The organism is Thermococcus thioreducens (assembly GCF_002214545.1).
Lineage (GTDB): Archaea > Methanobacteriota_B > Thermococci > Thermococcales > Thermococcaceae > Thermococcus > Thermococcus thioreducens.
In genome coordinates this window covers 1,728,522-1,747,077 of record NZ_CP015105.1, presented here as the reverse complement: position 1 = coordinate 1,747,077, position 18,556 = coordinate 1,728,522, and the positions used below count along the sequence as shown (strand labels likewise).

General features: G+C 54.1%; 22 protein-coding genes and 2 pseudogenes. 13 read left to right on the top strand and 11 right to left on the bottom strand.

From position 1 onward, the window contains the following. Window positions 1–125: 125 nt before the first annotated feature. A complete protein-coding gene (locus tag A3L14_RS09730) occupies window positions 126–1,745 on the bottom strand; it encodes a sodium/proline symporter (RefSeq protein ID WP_074631498.1) in 1,620 nt (539 codons plus the stop codon). Continuing rightward, window positions 1,742–1,921, bottom strand: coding sequence for a hypothetical protein (locus A3L14_RS09725; RefSeq protein ID WP_055428914.1), 180 nt, complete (start codon window positions 1,919–1,921; stop codon window positions 1,742–1,744). The genes A3L14_RS09730 and A3L14_RS09725 overlap by 4 nt, the downstream gene beginning before the upstream one ends. Before the next feature lie 178 nt (window positions 1,922–2,099). Between A3L14_RS09725 and A3L14_RS09720 the strand changes: the two genes are divergently transcribed. The 3 genes and pseudogenes from A3L14_RS09720 to A3L14_RS09715 form a co-directional block, all read left to right on the top strand. Beyond that, window positions 2,100–2,585: a hypothetical protein gene (locus A3L14_RS09720; RefSeq protein WP_055428913.1), complete on the top strand. Its 486-nt coding sequence runs from the start codon at window positions 2,100–2,102 to the stop codon at window positions 2,583–2,585. A gap of 292 nt (window positions 2,586–2,877) precedes the next feature. Further along, window positions 2,878–3,084: pseudogene (locus A3L14_RS11975) on the top strand (AAA family ATPase); the annotation flags it as partial. A gap of 44 nt (window positions 3,085–3,128) precedes the next feature. Next, window positions 3,129–3,641: pseudogene (locus A3L14_RS09715) on the top strand (RNA-guided endonuclease InsQ/TnpB family protein); the annotation flags it as partial. A gap of 236 nt (window positions 3,642–3,877) precedes the next feature. Here A3L14_RS09715 and A3L14_RS09710 read toward each other — a convergent pair. Further along, window positions 3,878–5,044, bottom strand: a complete 1,167-nt coding sequence (locus A3L14_RS09710) for an OBG GTPase family GTP-binding protein (protein WP_055430218.1) — start codon at window positions 5,042–5,044, stop codon at window positions 3,878–3,880. Between the two features lie 118 nt (window positions 5,045–5,162). On the opposite strand from A3L14_RS09710, the gene A3L14_RS09705 reads away from it, so the two are divergent. From A3L14_RS09705 to A3L14_RS09680, 6 genes are all read left to right on the top strand, one after another. After that, window positions 5,163–5,615: an Lrp/AsnC family transcriptional regulator gene (locus A3L14_RS09705; protein WP_055430217.1), complete on the top strand. Its 453-nt coding sequence runs from the start codon at window positions 5,163–5,165 to the stop codon at window positions 5,613–5,615. Window positions 5,616–5,687: 72 nt separating this feature from the next. After that, window positions 5,688–6,188, top strand: coding sequence for a deglycase PfpI (pfpI, locus tag A3L14_RS09700; RefSeq protein WP_055430216.1), 501 nt, complete (start codon window positions 5,688–5,690; stop codon window positions 6,186–6,188). Between the two features lie 93 nt (window positions 6,189–6,281). Beyond that, entirely contained in the window at window positions 6,282–6,968 is a 687-nt protein-coding gene (locus A3L14_RS09695; protein WP_143597765.1) for a hypothetical protein, read from the top strand. Window positions 6,969–7,007: 39 nt separating this feature from the next. Further along, a complete protein-coding gene (locus A3L14_RS09690; RefSeq protein WP_198300108.1) occupies window positions 7,008–7,439 on the top strand; it encodes a PspC domain-containing protein in 432 nt (143 codons plus the stop codon). A gap of 1 nt (window position 7,440) precedes the next feature. Next, on the top strand, window positions 7,441–7,668 hold the full coding sequence (locus tag A3L14_RS09685; RefSeq protein ID WP_055430214.1) for a hypothetical protein: 228 nt from the start codon (window positions 7,441–7,443) through the stop codon (window positions 7,666–7,668). After that, complete coding sequence (locus A3L14_RS09680; RefSeq protein WP_055430213.1) at window positions 7,669–8,595, top strand: triphosphoribosyl-dephospho-CoA synthase; 927 nt, start codon at window positions 7,669–7,671, stop codon at window positions 8,593–8,595. It begins immediately after the preceding gene. On the opposite strand, the gene A3L14_RS09675 is transcribed toward A3L14_RS09680, so the two are convergent. The 3 genes from A3L14_RS09675 to A3L14_RS09665 form a co-directional block, all read right to left on the bottom strand. Beyond that, complete coding sequence (locus A3L14_RS09675; RefSeq protein ID WP_055430212.1) at window positions 8,579–8,860, bottom strand: family 4A encapsulin nanocompartment shell protein; 282 nt, start codon at window positions 8,858–8,860, stop codon at window positions 8,579–8,581. The two genes, A3L14_RS09680 and A3L14_RS09675, sit on opposite strands and share 17 nt — an antisense overlap. A 106-nt stretch (window positions 8,861–8,966) precedes the next feature. After that, on the bottom strand, window positions 8,967–9,608 hold the full coding sequence (snatA, locus tag A3L14_RS09670; protein WP_055430211.1) for a neutral amino acid NAAT transporter SnatA: 642 nt from the start codon (window positions 9,606–9,608) through the stop codon (window positions 8,967–8,969). Between the two features lie 47 nt (window positions 9,609–9,655). Continuing rightward, window positions 9,656–10,069: an OsmC family protein gene (locus A3L14_RS09665; protein ID WP_055430210.1), complete on the bottom strand. Its 414-nt coding sequence runs from the start codon at window positions 10,067–10,069 to the stop codon at window positions 9,656–9,658. 58 nt (window positions 10,070–10,127) lie between these two features. Between A3L14_RS09665 and A3L14_RS09660 the strand changes: the two genes are divergently transcribed. After that, a complete protein-coding gene (locus A3L14_RS09660; protein WP_055430209.1) occupies window positions 10,128–10,970 on the top strand; it encodes an SPL family radical SAM protein in 843 nt (280 codons plus the stop codon). Here A3L14_RS09660 and A3L14_RS09655 read toward each other — a convergent pair. Both A3L14_RS09655 and A3L14_RS09650 read right to left on the bottom strand, forming a co-directional pair. After that, complete coding sequence (locus tag A3L14_RS09655) at window positions 10,897–11,742, bottom strand: gamma-glutamyl-gamma-aminobutyrate hydrolase family protein (protein WP_055430208.1); 846 nt, start codon at window positions 11,740–11,742, stop codon at window positions 10,897–10,899. The two genes, A3L14_RS09660 and A3L14_RS09655, sit on opposite strands and share 74 nt — an antisense overlap. Before the next feature lie 66 nt (window positions 11,743–11,808). Next, window positions 11,809–13,065, bottom strand: coding sequence for an aminotransferase-like domain-containing protein (locus A3L14_RS09650; protein ID WP_055430219.1), 1,257 nt, complete (start codon window positions 13,063–13,065; stop codon window positions 11,809–11,811). Between the two features lie 238 nt (window positions 13,066–13,303). Between A3L14_RS09650 and A3L14_RS09645 the strand changes: the two genes are divergently transcribed. Beyond that, window positions 13,304–14,272, top strand: a complete 969-nt coding sequence (locus A3L14_RS09645) for a ribose 1,5-bisphosphate isomerase (RefSeq protein ID WP_055430207.1) — start codon at window positions 13,304–13,306, stop codon at window positions 14,270–14,272. Between the two features lie 57 nt (window positions 14,273–14,329). On the opposite strand, the gene A3L14_RS09640 is transcribed toward A3L14_RS09645, so the two are convergent. Both A3L14_RS09640 and A3L14_RS09635 read right to left on the bottom strand, forming a co-directional pair. Further along, on the bottom strand, window positions 14,330–15,196 hold the full coding sequence (locus tag A3L14_RS09640; RefSeq protein ID WP_055430206.1) for a hypothetical protein: 867 nt from the start codon (window positions 15,194–15,196) through the stop codon (window positions 14,330–14,332). 11 nt (window positions 15,197–15,207) lie between these two features. Further along, window positions 15,208–15,387 carry a hypothetical protein gene (locus tag A3L14_RS09635; protein WP_055430205.1) on the bottom strand — a complete coding sequence of 60 codons (180 nt, stop codon included), beginning with the start codon at window positions 15,385–15,387 and terminating at the stop codon, window positions 15,208–15,210. 387 nt (window positions 15,388–15,774) lie between these two features. Between A3L14_RS09635 and A3L14_RS09630 the strand changes: the two genes are divergently transcribed. Both A3L14_RS09630 and A3L14_RS09625 read left to right on the top strand, forming a co-directional pair. Continuing rightward, a complete protein-coding gene (locus A3L14_RS09630; RefSeq protein ID WP_055430204.1) occupies window positions 15,775–17,046 on the top strand; it encodes a C/D box methylation guide ribonucleoprotein complex aNOP56 subunit in 1,272 nt (423 codons plus the stop codon). Between the two features lie 5 nt (window positions 17,047–17,051). Beyond that, a complete protein-coding gene (locus A3L14_RS09625; RefSeq protein WP_055430203.1) occupies window positions 17,052–17,732 on the top strand; it encodes a fibrillarin-like rRNA/tRNA 2'-O-methyltransferase in 681 nt (226 codons plus the stop codon). A gap of 17 nt (window positions 17,733–17,749) precedes the next feature. Here A3L14_RS09625 and A3L14_RS09620 read toward each other — a convergent pair whose 3' ends face one another. Then, window positions 17,750–18,421, bottom strand: a complete 672-nt coding sequence (locus A3L14_RS09620; RefSeq protein ID WP_055430202.1) for a TIGR00266 family protein — start codon at window positions 18,419–18,421, stop codon at window positions 17,750–17,752. Between the last annotated feature and the right edge of the window lie 135 nt (window positions 18,422–18,556).

Genomic DNA, 18,556 nt, shown 5'->3' with positions numbered 1-18,556 from the left:
GTACGTTCATATGTGAACGGAGATGCTTATAAACGTTAGGTTGGCCAAAAATGGTTTAAAACCATAGGTTAGTCTTTTAAGACTCGGAATAGCGTAAGAAATGGCGGAGAAAAATAGAGAGGGTGTCAGGCGAGCCCCTTGGCGAGAACGAACTCGGCAACGTTCTCTACCTGGCTCTTGGCCCTGGTCTCGGTGATGGTCTTCTTGCCGGTTCCCTCGATGGGAACCTTTCTGAATATCTCCTCGTGGAGCTTGACGGCGTCCTCCGGCGGCTTGGTGAGGAGGCTGACGATTATTATTACCACCAGCGTCACGAAGAAGTTGATGAAGAACACCGGTATGCCGTTGAACCAGCCACCAATTGTTCCAAAGAAGCCTGGAGCGTCCGGGTTGAATGCCCAGCCGTACACCTTGGCCTCCAGGAGAACCTCGCTGACCAGACCGTAGGCCATTCCGACTATTGCTCCCTCCTTGGTGGCCCTCTTCCACCAGAGGCTCAGGGTGAGTATCGGACCGAAGCCGACGGCTAAACCTCCCCAGGCCGTTGCGACCATCTGGTAGATGACCTTCGGGCCGGTGATGGCGAACCAGAGGCCGACGAGGGCAACGCCGGCAACGACGAGCCTTGATATGTTGACCATCTGCTTCTTCCCGAGCTCCTTGCCGAGAACCTTGTGGTAGAAGTCCCTCGCTATGGCCGAGGAAGCGACGAGGAGCTGTGAATCTGCCGTACTCATGACCGCAGAGATTATACCGGCTATGACGAAGCCCGCAAGCCAGCTCGGCATGAGCTCAACCGCCATAGCGGGAATGACCTTCTCCGGATCGCTGACCTGCAGTATTCCAGCCTGATACATGGCAAATCCAAGGAATCCTGCAAAGAACGCTCCCCAGAGGACGAGTATCGTCCATGTGCCGCTGATGAATATGCCCGGCCTCCTGAGCTTCCTCGGGTCTTCAACGCTCATGTAACGGGTGACTATGTGGGGCTGGCCGAGGTAGCCGACTATCCACGAGGCATAGCCTATGGCGAAGACTATGGCGGCGAGTCCGGTGGCGCCCCCGAAGGGGTGGAGCTTCGTTGGGTCAGCTGAGGCTATTATCTCCGTGGCCCTCTCAAAGCCTCCTATTTTTGACAGCGCAAGGAAGGGGACTATAATAAGCGTCAGCAGCATAAACGTGGCCTGAACGACGTCGGTCCACACGACCGCGAAGAATCCACCGGTGATGACGTAGGCCGTCAGTATGATGACGGTAATGAGTATCCCCATGTTGTCGCTTATGCCGAAGCCCTCCGCGAAGGTCTTGCCTCCTGCAGTGAACTGGGCGGCCACATAAGCCGTCATGAAGATGATGATTATCAGGGCACTCAGTATTCTTATCAGCTTGGTGTCGTCCTTGAGCCTGGCTTCAAGGTAGTCAGGGACAGTTATGGCCCTGAATTTACCCGCGTAGATTCTCAGCCTCGGGCCAATGAGGACGTAATCGGCGAGGGTGCCGAAGAGACAGCCGATGGCCGCCCAGAAGGCACCGAGGCCGCTCTTAAAAGCCGCTCCTGGATAGCCCAGCATCAGCCAGCCGCTGAAATCACTGGCCTTGTCCGAGAGCGTCGCGGCTAAGACGTGAACCCTTCTACCGCCGACGAAGTACTGGTCCTCTGTCTTGGTGTATCTGTTGGCCCACCAGCCGATGTAGGCCAGCAGAGCCAGGTAAACGAGGAAACCGAGGAGTATTCCGGCGTTCATAGCTTACCCTCCTCCCTAAGCGTTGTCATGAGGTCTTCGTCGTAGGCCAGGATCTCGTCGTCTACGTAGTACTCCTTGCCGGTTATCCTGTCCCAGTAGCCGTAGAGCAACATTGTCAAAATTCCCAAAAGAGTGGGCACCAGCAGAGTTGCCCAGGCCGAACCACTCAAGCCCATCTTACTTCACCTCGATACATCGGTGTGAATTAAGGGACATCAGTCCACAATATAGGTGCATAAAAATATAAACATATTGGTTTAACAGTTCCCGGTCAGGAACGGAATGTTGGAATATTGTGACAAACAAAGGATAACAGTTAATAACATATCTGATGAACAATGACAGGGGTGGATTATGAAGGTCATGGTCATGCGGCCGATATTCAAACCCGGAGAAACCTCGAATCCAGACTTCGTGCTGTACCCTTACCACATATTCCACCTCAGGCTGTTCTACAAGCGGCTGGGAAGAAGCGACCGGGTTTTTGACTACTTCGCTTACGTGGACCTGTACCGCCTCGGGGCGGAGAGGGGGGACGGTTTCATAGATCTCTATGAGTGGGATGTCGAGGAGAAGAAGGTTATGGAACCGCTCGTGGACTACGAGGAGGCAAAGATGAAGGCCTTCGAGAGCGCGATAACCTGGGGCAACTCCCGCGTCGTTTCGTGGTGGCTCCCGAGGATAGAGATAATCAGGGAGGCTCAAGCCTACAAGGTGTTCTGGATCTTTGAGAAGAACAGGGAGAAGTTCCTCATGGACAGCCTTGAGGGCAAGGAGTTCAGCCTAGAGAAGCTCGTCGGGAAGGACGGGAGGAAGTGTAAAGGAGCATGGTGCAGGTAAATGAGCTTGCTGGAGAAAATAAGGGGGCTTCACCTCCATCCTCTCAAGAAGAGCGTCGAGGTTGACGTTGCTACAAAACGGACCCCACCCGGTTTAGTACGGCGTGGAAGTATTTAGGGGTTTCGCTCGCTCCTTTGGATTTTGTATGAATCTTAATGTTCATTATTACCCAATTTTTTGAGCACGTTAAAAGTCCTCTGTAATGGGCTTTCCAATCATCTCTTAGGCCATTTCAAAGCTTCAAAACACTTAAATACCAGATTTTTTAATCTTAAAAAATGTGGTGGATGGTATGAAACCCTTTCCAGAAACCCCGATAATTAAAGTTGAGGAGTTGTATGGCAGGGAGAAGGAAGTTTCCCAGTTGCATCAGCTTGTCCTCGGAAAGAAACGGTGGGCGGCGATCATAGGACCAAGGGCCGTTGGGAAGACCAGCCTCGCGAGGGCGTTCGCAACCCACTATTCTTCCACAACGGGTAAACCCGCGGTTTATTCAAACTTTGCTGGCATTCACAACTTTACCGAATTCGTGGAGAGGTTCGGGCTGGAAGGAAGAGGGAAGAACTCCTCGAAAAATACGGCGAGAGGGAGAAGAACACGCTTAACGACTTGTATCATAAACTTGCGAATAAAATCGTCGAGCTGGCGGAAAAATACGGTGGCCTCGCCTTGGAGGATTTAACGGAAATCAGGGACTCAATTAGGTATTCTGCCGAAATAAATGGTCGTCTTCACCGCTGGAGTTTTAGGAAGCTTCAGAGCATTATCGAATACAAGGCGAAATTAAAGGGCGTTAGGGTTGTTTTCGTTAATCCCGCTTACACTTCCTCCCTGTGCCCGGTATGTGGGGAGAAACTAAGCCCGAATGGGCACAGGGTTTTGAAATGCAAGTGTGGGTTTGAGGCTGACAGGGATGTGGTCGGCTCTTGGAATATTCGTTTGAGGGCCTTGAAGATGTGGGGAGTCACCGTTCCCCCCGAAAGCCGGCCGATGAAGATGGGAGGGTGGAAGGTCAGCCGTAACGAGGCTTACGCACTTTACACAAGTTACGGCTGACCAGAACGGTTTCGCTTTCCTGTTGTCCCGGATTCTGGGTATGTTGCCTCCCCGGAAATGTTCACTTTCAGAATTTGGGCTTTATTTGAGGCAAGGACTATCGGTGAACAACCCTGTTCGGACCCCCTGTGTTACATGGGGGCCCTGTTGTTCGGTCTTCTCCTTTGGGCTTTTTTGTTGGTATTCTTAGCGTTATTTGTAGGCTTTTCTCTGGGAACTGGGGAGAAAAGAAACCCTTACCTCGCGTGAATCTCTACAATATCCCCGTCCTCAAGCACGTGGTCGGCACCAACGCGCTGGCCCGGGAACTTGACGCTCCTGCCCCAGACTCTAGCATAGCGGAAGTTCTTGGCGAAGTCCTTGTGTATCCTCTCTGCCAGATCCATAACCGTTGAGCCCTTCTTCAGCGGCACCGGCGGGTAAGCTGGCTCCTCTCCGGGGCTTTTGGTGAAGACGCGAATAATCCCTGCCAGCTCGTAGAGCTCGTCCTTGAGCTTGTCTAGCTGTATCTTCCTCTTGGCGGAAACGGGGATTATCCTGAACCTGTCCCCGTAGGCCTCAACGAGCTTCTCGTAGTTCTCCCTGCTTCCAGGGGCGTCGCCCTTGTTGGCTATGATTATCGCCCTTCTCCATACGAGGCTCTCATCTAAAGCGTCTGCGAACTCCTCCAGAGTTACGGGCTCCTTGACGGTTATCTCGGCCGAGTGAATCCTCTCCTCCCGGAGCATCTTCATGACCTCGCTTATGTCGCCCTTGATGTTCTCCTGGCCGTTGATGACGATTCCGCCCATTGCCGTCCTCTTTATCTCGACCCTCGGGCGGCGCTTGTTGAGCTTTATCCCGGCCCTTTCAAACTCCTTGAGGAGGGTTTCCATCTGCTTGACCGGGTCCTGGGAGAGGTCAACCACGATAGCTATCGCATCTGCATTCCTTATGACGCTCAGGAGCTGCGGCCCCATACCCTTTCCAAGTGCAGCACCTTCCACGAGGCCAGGAACCTCGACGAGCTGTATCTGGACGTCCTTGTGGTGCATCATCCCGGGAATCGGCTCGACGGTCGTGAACGCGTAGTCCGCAACGTCTATGTCCACGTTTGTTAAAGCCTTCATGAGCGAGCTTTTGCCGACATTGGGCAGGCCGGTAAGGACTATCTGTGCCGCACCTTCCTTCCTCACCGACATCGACGGCCCGCCACCGCCTTTACGCATCTGCCTCTGCTTCTCAAGCTCCTTCCTCAGCTCGGCGAGCTTCCTCTTTATCTGGAGCCTGAGCTTCTCCGTCCCCTTGTGCTTTGGCACAGTGGCGTACATCTTTTCCAGGGCCCGTATTTTCTCCGGGATAGTCTTGGCGTTCCTGTACTCTTCCTCCGCCGCGAGGTACTCCGCTGTCACGTTCGTTGGCATCGCTGACCCTCCCAGAAGTTCTGAATTAAGAAGCGGAGGCCTTTTTATAAAAGTATGGTTTTCCAAAATCGGCAGGTTTATAAAACCTTTCGAAAATTTTTTACCTGCGGTGATGCTCATGCGAACCGGCTTGGACGATACAGACAGGAAGATCCTCTCAATACTCCAGAGAAACAGCAGGACTCCCCTCAGGGAGATATCCAAGGAAGTTAATCTCGCAGAATCGACCGTCTACGAGAGGATTAAGAAGCTGAAAGAGAAGGGCATAATAAAAAAGTTCACCGTGATACTTGACCCCAACGCCCTCGGCTTCGGCATTCTGGCGTTCATACTGATAAAAGCGAAAGCGGGGAAGTACTCCCACGTGGCGAGTGAGCTCAAAAAGTATCCGGAGATAGTCGAGATTTTCGAGACCACCGGGGACTACGACATGCTCGTCAAAATAAGAACCAGGGGTAGCGAGGAGCTCAACGAGTTTCTGGACACGATAGGTGAAATAGAGGGTGTTGAAGCCACCCACACCATGGTCGTCCTCAAGGTTCATAAGGAGACCACCGAACTTCCCCTCTGACCATTTATGTCCAAAAAGTCTTATAAACGTCCATTTCTATTTCTCTCTGAACGTTAGCATGGAGGTGTGCTTATGAAGGTGCTGTTTCTGAGCGCGGACGGTTTTGAAGACCTGGAGCTCATATGCCCCCTCCACAGGATAAAGGAGGAGGGCCACGAGGTCTACGTGGCGAGTTTTGAGAGGGGCAAGATAACGGGCAAGCACGGCTATTCCGTCAACGTTGACCTTGCCTTTGAGGAGGTTGGCCCGGACGAGTTCGATGCCCTCGTTCTGCCCGGCGGAAGGGCGCCCGAGATAGTCAGGCTCAACGAGAAGGCCATCGAGATAACCAGAAAAATGTTTGAGGCAGGAAAGCCCGTCGCCAGCATCTGCCATGGCCCGCAGATACTCATCTCGGCGGGAGTGCTGAAGGGCAGGAAGGGGACTAGCACGATAACCATCAGGGACGACGTGGTAAATGCGGGCGCTGAATGGGTGAACGAGGAGGTAGTCGTTGACGGCAACTGGGTGAGCTCAAGGCACCCCGGCGACCTCTACGCCTGGATGAGGGAGTTCGTGAAGCTCCTGAAATGATTTCCCATTTTATGCGCCTTCCCATCTTGCCACCTTTCTTTTTAACCTCCACTGAGCGTAACCTTTATACGGTGTATGATGAAATCTTCATCGGTGGTATTTATGAGGAGACGGGCTGGCCTCTTGGGAATCTTGGCTGGTATCTTTCTGGCCCTTCTTATCGTTGGCATAGTCGTGACTGCTCTGGCATTTCGGGGCTACATTCACATGGAGGGGACGCCATTCAAGGAGGACGCCGGCCCGGTTAAGGAAATCGGTCGCTTCCACGCCGACTCCATAGTGGTTAGAAACCTGATAGGAAGCGTTGAGGTGGTCTCGTCGGAAACTGAAGGTGTTGTCGTTAAGAGCAACCTGCCGATAAACGTCAGCCTTGAAAACGGCATTCTGACCGTTTACTGTCCCGCTGAAGAGAAGAGAAGCGGATTTGGGATCAGTACCCACAACCTCTGCTCTGAATATCGGAACGGAAAGGTCGTCATAGAGGTGGGGACGGGACTGAGGGATGTGTGGGTTCGGGACACCGTCGGGGATCTTAAGGGGGCCGCCCCGGCGAAATACCGGATTGATGACGTGGTTGGCGACGTTGTGATTCATGCCGGGGGGAACGTTATCATAAACGACGTCGTGGGCGACGTTAGAATACACGTGCCCCCCGACTATACCGTCAGCCTTTCCCTCCACGACGTCCTTGGGAAGGTCAAGAATGCCTACGCCGGCGAGGGAAGGCCAATCACCATCAGGATTTCCGACGTCGTTGGCGATGTGTCCATAGGGCAATGATTTTTAAGCCGGCTTCCTTTTTCTTGTGTGGTGAAGAAGATGGCAAAGAAACTGGTAAGGTCAAAGAAAGACCGAATGTTCCTCGGCGTCCTCGGTGGAATAGCCGAGCCCCTCAACGTTGACCCCACCCTCGTAAGGCTTATCTTTGTCGTTCTCCTGGTGTTCAACCCTGCGGCCATGACGCTGCTCTACTTCCTCGCGGCCCTCGTGATACCTGAGGAGGAAAGAGAGGAGGAAAAATCCCTCTCTGAGAGAATCGAGGAACTGATAGGGGAGACGGGAGAGCGGCTGGAGGATGTGATCTCGGGCAATGAGAACTATAAGGCGGTAGCCCTCCTGCTGATACTTCTGGGCGCAATACTGCTGGCGGGACCGTTCATGCCGTTCCTCCTTCCTGCCATTGATTTCAGGACGTTGCTCGCGGTTGTGTTCCTGGTAATCGGCATAATCCTCCTTTTGAGGGGTGAGTGAGATGAAAACCCTCGGCTGGATACTCGTTTTCCTCGGCGTTCTTCTACTCCTCCGGGAGTTTCAACCGGCCTTCCTCGACTGGCTCAGGCCTTACGCGCCCTACATAAAGGACGCCTTCTGGGGCGTGACGCTCATAGCCTTTGGGCTCTACCTGACGCTCAGAAAAGCGGCAAAGAAGGTTGTTTTAATTCTCTACCTCCTGTACCTGCTGCTTTATTTGGTGGTGTGAATGGAGCGCTTTAAGATAGTCCGTGCCTTCATCCTCGGCCCCCTCCTTGAGGCGACGGTTCCGAAGCCCGGCAACGTGAACCGCTACCGGGACTTCGGGGATCTGACCATCTACAACTTCCTGTTCGCTGATACAGCGGTCATCGGGGTCTACTACGAGGCCGTGAAGACGGCCGAACTCCTGCGAAAGGGCATCATATCCTTCAGTGAGGCTGGCATAGGGGAGCTGATAAAACGCGCGGTTCAGGCCTCGCGTGAGGCCCAGGACGCTAACCCGAATTTTGGCGTCATAGCCCTTTCGGTGCCCCTCATAATGGGGCTGACAGTGGGCCGCAACATTCTCGATGCTCGGGAGAAGGCGAGGCTCCTGATAGAAGAATCGACGGTTCGGGATACGATGGAGCTTTACCGGGCGATAAGGATAGCAAACCCCAAAGGAATCCCCAGCGGAGTTAAGTACGACGTTTACAGTGACGAGTCATTCAGGGAGCTCTTCCGGGACGGTATAAACCTTGCCCGGCTGGCGGAGATGAGCTGTGAAAGGGAGCTCATCTTCTGTGAGTGGATCAACGGCTACGACCTGAGCTATTCAACCTTTGGGCGGCTCTACGGGCTGATAAAGGAGCTCCCGCTTGAGGATGCGGTTGTGGAGGCATTCCTTGAGCTCCTGGCTGAGAAGGAGGACACGCTCATAATGAGGAAGGCTGGAAGGAGGGAGGCCGATCTCGTGAGGAGAAAAGCCAGGGAAGTTCTCAACGGAAATCTTTCCCTGCAGGAGTTTGACGCCTTCATGCGAGAGGAGGGCGATTTAAGGAATCCCGGCAGTCTCGCCGATATAATGGCAGTCTCGCTGAGCCTGCTCGTCCTGCGGGGACTCAGGATGGAAATCAGAAACGGAAAGGTGTGGGGGGTTATAGGACGACCTTAAACCTCTTTGCACCACCGGGGCCGAGCCCGAGGTTTTTGCTGTCTGCGACAACTGCATCGCCTTCCAGCTCCTCGACCACACGTATCTTGAGCCCGGAGAGCTCGAAAACCTCCTCCTCGTCGCCAAACTCCTCGTTGAGCTGCTCCCTTATGAACTCGTAGGCCTTCTTTCCGAGCAGAACCACGTCCGGCTCGTAGCCGTCGAGCTTCAGCTCGTTAGCCTTCTCCTCTATCGTGCTTAGAACACGGATCAGGTCCCCGCGCATTTTGGACACCGTGGGAATATCGGAGGGGGAGTTTAAAAGGGTGTTTGTGGTTCCAAACAGGCTCTGACCCACCCCTGCTCTAAATGGGGACTTAAAGAAGGGAAGGTCAGAGCCCAAACGCCCCCTTAATGCCGTTGATTATCATCTGCACAGCCATGGAGGTCAGTATCAGACCCATCATCCTCGTCAGCACTTTGATGCCCACCCTTCCCAGCCGTTTTTGTATCCTGTTCGAGGAGCAGAGGGTGAGCCAGACGGTTATTCCTATTGCAAGAATGCTGGCTATAACTACCGCCTTCTCGGGAACCTCGCGGCTCTTGGCCATGTAGAGCATGACCGTCGTTATCGCTCCCGGGCCAGAGATAAGGGGTATAGCGAGGGGTATTATGGCGACCTCCTCCAGGGTGACGACGTCCTCGCTGAACTCCTCAGTTTCTTCCCTGCTTATCTTGACCGTCGAGAGCCTTCCGGAGAGCATATCCATTGCCATCTTGAAGAGCAAAATACCTCCGGCTATCGCGAAGGCGTCAACACTCGAACCAAAGAACCTGAATATCCACTCCCCAATGAGGGCGAAGACCACGAGGGTCACCACCACCGTCAGTGCGGTCTTTGTCGCTATTTCGCGCCTCTCTTCCCAGCTCAGGTCATGGGTAACGCTCAGAAAGACGGGGACGGCTCCGACCGGGTTCGTTATTGCAAACAGCCCACCGTAGAGCAGCACGAAGTATTTCAGGTACTCAAGCAAGCTACCACCCGCACCGGCAGGAAAAGATGAGGTTAAAAAGTTAATCCCTAAGCTTTGCCGGGAATTATCTCGAAGGAGTATGTAACTTCTGCCCCACTGAGCTTTATATGGGCCGAGGCGGAGCAGTACTTGTCCTGGCTCAGCTCTATGGCGCGCTTCGCCTTCTCCTTGCTCACGTCGCCGTAAATCCTGTAGTGGATGTGAACCTTTCGGTATATGCGGGGGTGCTCCTCGCGCCTCTCGCCGATTATCTCGACCTCCAGGCCTCTAATCGGCTCTCGCATCTTCTGGAGTATCATGACGACATCATAGGCCGTGCACCCGGCGACGCTGAGAAGGAGGAGCTTCATTGGGCTTATTCCCCCTTCCCCGAGAACCACCGCGCAACTTTCACCCTCTATCCTTCCAATGAACTGGGTTCCTTCCGTCCACCTAAGCTTTCCCTTTATTTCGTCACCCACTTGCTCCACCCGTTCGATAAGACGCAATTCCTTTTAAGGGGTTTTCGTAGGATAAAACATGTACATCCGGCCCTTTGACCCCTGGAAGGCGAGGCTCTGCACCTGCCCCTTTAAGTACACGCTGAACGTCTACACAGGTTGCGACCACGCGTGCGTTTACTGCTACATAACGGGCTACATCCCCAATGCCTTTCGGGTGAGGATCAAGGAAGGGCTCTTGCCGAAGCTGGAGCGGGAGCTCAGAAGGCTCGACAGGCGCTACATAATAGCGCTCTCCTATTCATCGGACCCATATCCAGCGGTGGAGCGTGAGCTGGGCATAACGAGGAAGGTTCTGGAGCTCTTCAGGCGCTATGGTGTCAGGTGCATGATCCTCACGAAGTCGGACGTATTTGAGCGCGATCTCGACATCCTGGCCGAGCTGAAGTGCGCCGTTGGTGTAACTGTGACTACAGTCAACGAGAGGAAGGCAAAGCTCCTTGAGCCGAACGCTCCATCGCCGATGGCCAGAATCCGGGCGCTCCGGGAAGCGAAAGAGGCTGGCATCCCAGTTTACGCGAGGATAGACCCAATAATTCCTTTCTACACCTGGGAGGACTTCGATGAGACGCTCGACGCGCTGGATTTTGTCGACCACATAACCGTTTCAACCCTCAAGCTCCGGCCGGATTCGAAGAGGCGCATGTCCGCCAAGTTCCCGGAGCTGATGGAAAAGCTGTGGCCGCTATACGAGAGGGGTGAGAGGATAGGAGGCTATTACTACCTGCCGCGAGAGCTGAGGTTTGAGATATTGAGAGAAGCAGAGAGGAAGATTCTGGAAAGGGGGATCACGTTTGGTTCGTGTCGGGAGGGCTACCGTTCGTTTCCGAGCTGTGATGGCTCCCACCTTGTCCCTTTGTGAGCTCCTCCCTGAGCTCGGCCTCTATCTCGATCTTTTCCAGCTCAAGCTTTTTGAGGCGATATTCGGCGGCAGCGCGCACGAACGCTTCAAAGACCCTCACCATCTCCGGTAGATATTCCGGCTGCCACTGGAGGCCGATTATGAACCCTTCAGCTCCTTCAATGGCTTCGATAAGCCCGTCCACTGCGTAAGCAACTGGTTTTATCCCTTCCCCAACCCTCTTCACCGCCTGGTGGTGGAAGCTGTTGACCCTCAGATACACCTCGTTCGTACCTTCAATGTCAAGCCCGTCCTTGAGTATTTCGTAGAGCCTTGAGTTGGTCTTTATCCTAACGCCGTGAACCCTCTGGCTAGGTCCTATCAGGTTTACGTCCCAGTCGTGCTTTATGGCCTTGGGAATATCGGTTAGGTCCTGATAGAGCGTTCCCCCGAGGGCAACGTTTATCACGTGCATTCCACGGGAGATTCCCAGTATGGGGACTCCCCTCTCGACGGCCTTTTTGACAAGGCATATCTCGAACTCGTCCCTCTCAACATCGACGTATTTTATGGCACTTGAGGGGTCTTCACCGTAGAAGTATGGATGAACGTCCGGTCCCTCTATGAGGAGTATTCCGTCCACGTGCTCAAGAATCTCATCGGGCGAGCAGTTGATGTTGAAAACCGCCGGAACGCCCCCGGCTTCGGCTATCCTTTCAATATGTCTCCGGTCCAGAAAAAGCCTGTTCTTGGAGGGGTCGGTCTGCCCGATTATACCTATCAATGGCTTCATGAGTACCACCATCCAGGTGTGTGTTATACCAGAATAAAAAGCTTTGCAAGAAGAAAAGAAGGGGTATCAGCCCTTAAGGGCATTCATCTCTTCCTTTATGACCTCTGCCAGCCTCTTAACTCCCTCGCGTATGGTCTCTTCAGGCACGTAGGTAAAGTTGAGACGCATCGTGTTCTTGACGTCGCGGTAGGCGAAGAAAGCCTCACCAGGAACGTAGGCGACGCCCTTCCTTATGGCCTTCTCGGCCATGAGCTTGGTGTCTATGCCCTCCGGCAGAGTAACCCAGATGAACATTCCTCCGTCGGGCTTCGTCCACTTAACGCCCTCCGGCATGTACTCCTCCAGGGCCTCAAGCATTGCGTCTCTCCTCGGCCTGTAGAACTCTATGACCTTCGGAATGTGCTCATCCAGATGGCCGTCGGCGACGTACTTCCAGGCGATAACCTGCCCGAAGGGGTTCGCACAGAGGTCAACGGCCTGCTTGGCTATCTCTATCTTCCTGATGAAGTGTGGGTGTGCCGCTATCCATCCCAGCCTGAACCCCGGGGCGAATATCTTTGAGAAAGTCCCGAGGTACAGGACCCTTCCCTCGTCGTCGAAGTGCTTGATCGGCGGTATGGGCTCGCCGGAGTAGCGGAGCTCGCTGTAAGGGCTGTCCTCGACGATGAGGAAGTCGTACTCCCTGGCGAGTTCTATAAGCTTCTTTCTCCTTTCGAGGCTCATCGTGACCCCTGCTGGATTCTGGAAGGTGGAGACGGTGTAGACGAACTTGACCCTCTTCCCCTGCCTCCTCAGCTCCTCCAGCTTCTCCTCAAGGAGGTCTACCCTCATTCCCTCGTCGTCCATGGGTATGCTTATGAACTTGGGGTCGTAGTACTTGAAGGCGTTTAAAGCGGCCAGGTACGTCGGTCCTTCGACGACAACGATGTCCCCAGGGTTTATGAAGACCCTGCCGATGAGGTCGAGGGCCTGCTGGCTTCCCGCGACCATCATTATCTCGACTTTGCTGGTCGGGATGCCGTAGCGCTTCTCCATCCAGTCCGCCAGCGCGAGGCGAAGCGGGGTGAATCCTTTGGTGGTCCCGTACTGGAGGGCCTTATCCGCGTGGTGGGTTATAACCTCCGCGGTTATCTCCTTGATGATCTCGACGGGAAACGTCTCGGGAGCGGGAAGACCTCCGGCGAGACTTATAACGTCGCCTGCCTCGACGAGCTTGAGGAGCTCCCTAATCTCAGAGGCTTTCATGCCCTGGGCCTTGTCCGAGAAGTACGCCTCAAAATCCAGTGAGCCAGAACTCAGCTTGCGCATAAGCTTTTCCTCCACTTCCGTTCCCCCCATTTAATGCACACTTTTGAACACGTCCCCATGTATATACACGTAAAGGTAGCGGCGATTGGTTATAAATCTTTCTGCAATGGTCGTTAGTGCCGTTTACGTTTGTAAAGTATAGGTGGAGCGCATTTTTAGGAACATCAACGAACAGCAGGGGGCACTGGTGAACACGAAAAGTTCTATAAACCCTCCCGCCATAAATGGGGGTTACCAGAGGGGGTGAACGGAGATGCCGGTAGTGAAGGAAGTGCTTGAAATTGCGGAGGAGATTAGGGACATGAGGATAAGGGGCGCTGGCAAAATCGCCAGGTCGGCGGCCTATGCGCTCCAGATACAGGCCGAGAAGAGCAGAGCCACGGACGTTGACGAGTTCTGGAAGGAGATGAAGCAGGCCGCAAAGATACTCTACGAGACAAGGCCGACTGCGGTTTCCCTCCCGAATGCGCTCCGCTACGTCATGCACCGCGGGAAGGTGGCGTACGCCGGCGGTGCCGACCTTGACCAGCTGAAATTCATAGTCATAAACGCGGCCAAGGAGTTCATCCACAACTCCGAGAAGGCCATCGAGAGGATAGGCGAGATGGGGGCGAAGCGCATAGAGGACGGCGACGTCATAATGACCCACTGCCACAGCAAGGCTGCCATAAGCGTCATGAGAACCGCCTTCGAACAGGGCAAGGACATAAAGGTCATAGTCACCGAGACGAGGCCCAAGTGGCAGGGCAAGCTCACCGCGAAGGAGCTGGCCAGCTACGGCATACCCGTTATATACGTCGTTGACAGCGCCGCGAGGCACTACATGAAGATGACGGACAAGGTCGTCATGGGCGCGGACAGCATAACGGTCAACGGCGCGGTCATAAACAAGATTGGGACTGCCTTAATAGCCCTCACCGCCAAGGAGCACAGGATATGGACCATGATAGCCGCTGAGACCTACAAGTTCCACCCCGAGACGATGCTCGGCCAGCTGGTCGAGATAGAGATGCGCGACCCATACGAGGTCATCCCGAAGGAGGAGCTTGAGACCTGGCCGAAGAACATAGAGGTCTGGAATCCAGCGTTCGACGTCACTCCACCCGAGTACATCGACGTCATCATAACCGAGCGCGGAATAATCCCGCCGAGCGCGGCCATAGACATACTCAAGGAGGAGTTCGGCTGGGCCCTCAAGTACACCGAGCCCTGGGAGGACTGAGGCTTTTTCCTTGTCTCTTTATTCTCCGTCCTTTCGATTGTGAAAAGTGAAAAAGCTTTAACCCTCGATGCTTCCTGCGGTGAAGGCTTTCGCGTAGGCCTTTACGACTTTCTCATCGCCCATTATCATGAGGACTCTGACTAGGTTCATGTCCTTGACCTTAGAGAATTCGACGTAGAGGTATTCGTCGCCTCTACGGTAGAGTTTTGCACTCAACGGTCTGAAGTACTCGTTTTCTACGGGCTCATTCTCCAGAGCGACTTCTTCAAATCCCTTGGCCTTTATGGTCTCGTCGAGTTGAGCAATCATTGCTTCGACGGGGCATGTGCACGTTCCTTTTATCTCCGTTCTTCTTCTCTCCGAGATGCCACCGCTCATCAGGAAGTCAGTCCCATTCGAGTTCGCGATGTTCTCCGTTACTTCCCAGGTAGTGTTTTTGGTTGGCACTACGTAGTGGGCGAAGTAGACGTTTCCAGCGGGCAGTTCAATGTTTTGCCTTTTTATCTCTCCCCTGTTTCCGGCAACTACTGGGTAGTACATTCCCCTCGCGGTGTCGTTGTTCTCGAAGAAGACGGCACTGCCGGCGAGGGTGCACTTGGGCGCTATGCCCATTTCTGCCGGCCAGTCATCTGCGTGAAGGTAACCGCTGCTCGTTCCTTCACTCAGCGATACCTTTGGAACGAACTCTAAGAAGTCGGTGAACTCTACCATGCGGTTGTCTAAGAGCTCCCTGACGCTCCAGCCGGTCCAGGCGTTTGCGTGGGTGAACTGGGGCTCCGTCTCAAGCGTACAGGTTGCGGTGGAGTAGTCCACCCCGTCGCTGGAGTCCTTGCTTGGTAGCTGGTTCCCAGATATGTAATAACCCAGCGCGAGAACCAAAATAAAAGAGAAAACGAGAAATATAACCCTTACATTTCTGTCCACTTCTGATCACCTCATGACTTGACCATTCTGAATTCGTAAGCTGCCAACCTGCCGTCGGGGAAGTAGAGGGGTGTTGGGTTGGTTGGGATTGCCCCGTTGAATTCCGGGAACTTGTGAAGTTCCCTGAGTGCAAGTGCTTTAACCGTGGCTAAGGGCACTGCTTCTGGTTTTTCAACCGGTGCCGCCGTCACGATTCCCCCAATAGGAGGATTCCCAAGAGTAACACTAGTGGGGGTTTCCATTTCACAACTTGCACCTCCGATGGGAGATTGCATTACAAAATATGCCGTTGGATTATTTAACTCTTTCTATCACTAAAAGTGAAACCATGGTCAAAACCAAGTTATATTATGGCGAACCACATACAATTTTATACAGCACCTTACGTGGGGTTCTTAAAACTCTCAGGCTAACAATGCTCATTGACTTTTCTCTTTTCACAAGCCTCGCCCTTTAGGGCGGGGAGGAGGTCAGTGCCAGGGGTCTCCATGGAAGTTGATGCAAAACGAATACACGCAAGGATTTAAAACGCCTAACCCTTTTATACTTCGGAGACAAAAACTGAGAGGGTGATGATGATGAAAGCTTACATAGCGGAGAACGTCAGGGGCATCTACGCCTTTGACGAGGGCGGTAATCTCATTGATCAGAGGGTCTTCTCCGGAAGGCCGGAAGCGAGCCTTGACAGGCTTTTAAAGGGCGAGCCAAGTGACGAGCTGATTTCTTTCCTCGACGAGCTTAAGGGGAGGGGCTACGACGAGTTCGTGGTGGAGGACTCCGAGCTGGGGAGAAAGCTCAAGGAGCTCGGTTACAACGCAACAGCCGAGTTTCCCAACATGGCTGGAGAAAAGCTCCGCTCAAGCCCGGAGGAGTTTTTGGGGGAGAAGTGGTTCGACGAGTACTTCAGCGTCGGCGTTGCCCTGACCAGGCTCCGCATACAGGAGCAGAGCGGCGCTCGCGACAAGATGATAATCCAGGCCATTGAGTCCCTCGACGACATTGACAAGGTGATTAATCTCCTCGTTTCTCGTTTGAGGGAGTGGTACAGCCTGCACTTCCCTGAGCTGGATGAAATCCTTCCCAAGCACCAGCAGTACGTAACCTTCGTCAAGGAGATTGGTCCAAGAGAAAACGTGAGCGAGGAGAAGCTCAAGAGCCTTGGCCTCCCCGAGGGCAAGATTGAGAAGATTATGAGGGCAGCGGAAGCCTCGATGGGTGCCCCGCTCGGAAAGTTCGACGCAGACATCATAATGGAGCTCGCGAGCGAGATAAACGACCTCTACAAGCTCAGGGAGCAGATAGAGGACTACCTTGAGATGGCAATGGACGAAGTCGCCCCGAACCTGAAAGCTTTGGTCGGTGCCAAGCTCGGCGCCAGACTGCTCAGCCTCGCCGGTGGGCTCAAAGAGCTTGCCATGATGCCCGCCTCGACCATACAGGTACTCGGCGCCGAGAAGGCCCTCTTCAGGCACCTGAGGAGCGGTGCGAAGCCTCCAAAGCACGGCGTCATCTTCCAGTACCCGGCCATAAACCGCTCACCGTGGTGGCAGAGGGGTAAGATAGCGAGGGCTTTGGCAGGAAAGCTCGCCATAGCGGCGCGTGTTGACTACTTCTCCGGCGAGTACATAGCCGAGGAGCTGAAGCAGGAGATAGAGCAGCGCATCCAGGAGATAAAGCAGAAGTATCCGAACCCGCCCAAGAGGAAGGCCAAGCCGGAAAAGAAGAAAAAGAAGAAGTTCAAGGGGAAAGAAAAGCGGGGCAAGGGCTTCGGTGGAAAGAAGAAGGAAAAGGCAGGAAGGGGCAAGAAGGGCGAGAAGGGTAAAAAGAGGAAGAAGGGCGGCAAGAGGTGAGGTAGATGAGGATTAGGAAGGGCAAGTTCCCGGGCGTTTACGTCTTTGTTGATGAGGACGGTAGCGAGAAAATCGCAACGAAAAACCTCGTTCCGGGCCAGAAGGTCTACGGTGAGAGGCTGATCAAGTTCGAGGACGAGGAGTACAGGGTCTGGAACCCGAGGCGCTCAAAGCTCGCTGCTGCGATACTCAACGGCCTCAAGAACTTCCCGATAAAGCCCGGCTCAAAGGTTCTCTACCTCGGAGTCGCGAGCGGTACCACCGCGAGCCACGTCAGCGACATTGTCGGCTGGGAGGGGAAGGTATTCGGCGTCGAGTTCTCGCCGAGGGTTCTGAGGGAGCTCGTCCCGCTTGTTGACGAGCGCAGGAACATCGTGCCGATACTCGGCGACGCCACCAAGCCCGAAGGCTACCGCGCGCTGGTTCCCAAGGTTGACGTCATCTTCGAGGACGTCGCTCAGCCTACGCAGGCGAAGATACTCATCGACAACGCAAAGGTCTTCCTCAAGAGCGGCGGCTACGGCATGATAAGCGTCAAGAGTAGGAGCATCGACGTCACCAAGGAGCCCGAGCAGGTCTTCAAGGAGGTCGAGAAAGAGTTAGCCAGCTACTTTGAGGTCGTCGAGAGGCTTTCGCTTGAGCCCTACGAGAAGGACCACGCGCTGTTCGTGGTTAGAAAGAAATGAAAAAGAACCTTTGTTTTTCATTCCCTTTTTGTCGGCAGGTGTGGGGCTATCCAGCCTATAAAGCTGTCCACACTGCGTGTCTGGATGTAGAGCGTCCCCGTTCCGTAGAACTCGGCAACTAGTCCCTCACCGCTGAAGAGCGTGCTCTTGAGCCCTCCGACCCGTTTTATGCTAAAGTCCAGCCCCTCGCTGAAGGCCACCATGTGGCCGGTGTCTATCACGAAGCGCTCGTTGTGGAGCTCCTTCTTATATATTGCCCCAAAGCTGGAGAGGAACACGAGCCCCCTTCCCGTCATCTTGAGGAGGAACAGACCCTCCCGTCCAAAGAAGGTCTTCGCACCGCCCCACTTGGTGTCGATGCTTATCCCTTCCGAGCCCGCCAGGAAAGCACCGCTCTGGGCGTAGAGTGTCCCGTCCAGTTCAAAGACCTCGATGTCGCCGGGATACGCGGGCGCCAGCCCGACACTTCCAGGGCCATCCTCGGCCCTAAAGGTGTTTATGAAGAAGCTCTCTCCACCGAGTACCGAACGCTTTAAGGCCCCAAAAACGCCTCCCTTTGCCTTGGTTTCGAGCTTTATCGTGGGGCTCATGTGAACCATGGCCCCGGACTCCGCCTGTATGGCCTCGCCCCTCTCAAGCTCCACCTCAAGCAGGGAGAAGCTCGGCCTGTGCCTTATCTCGTACTTCATTCCGATTCACCCGGGTAAAGGGTTGCCGTCAACCTTTATATACGTCGGTATAGCCAATCGTCGAAAAAACCTTTTACTTTCACCGAAAGACTTTTATAACGCGCCCCTCAACCTTAGCCGAAGTCACGTTCAGCT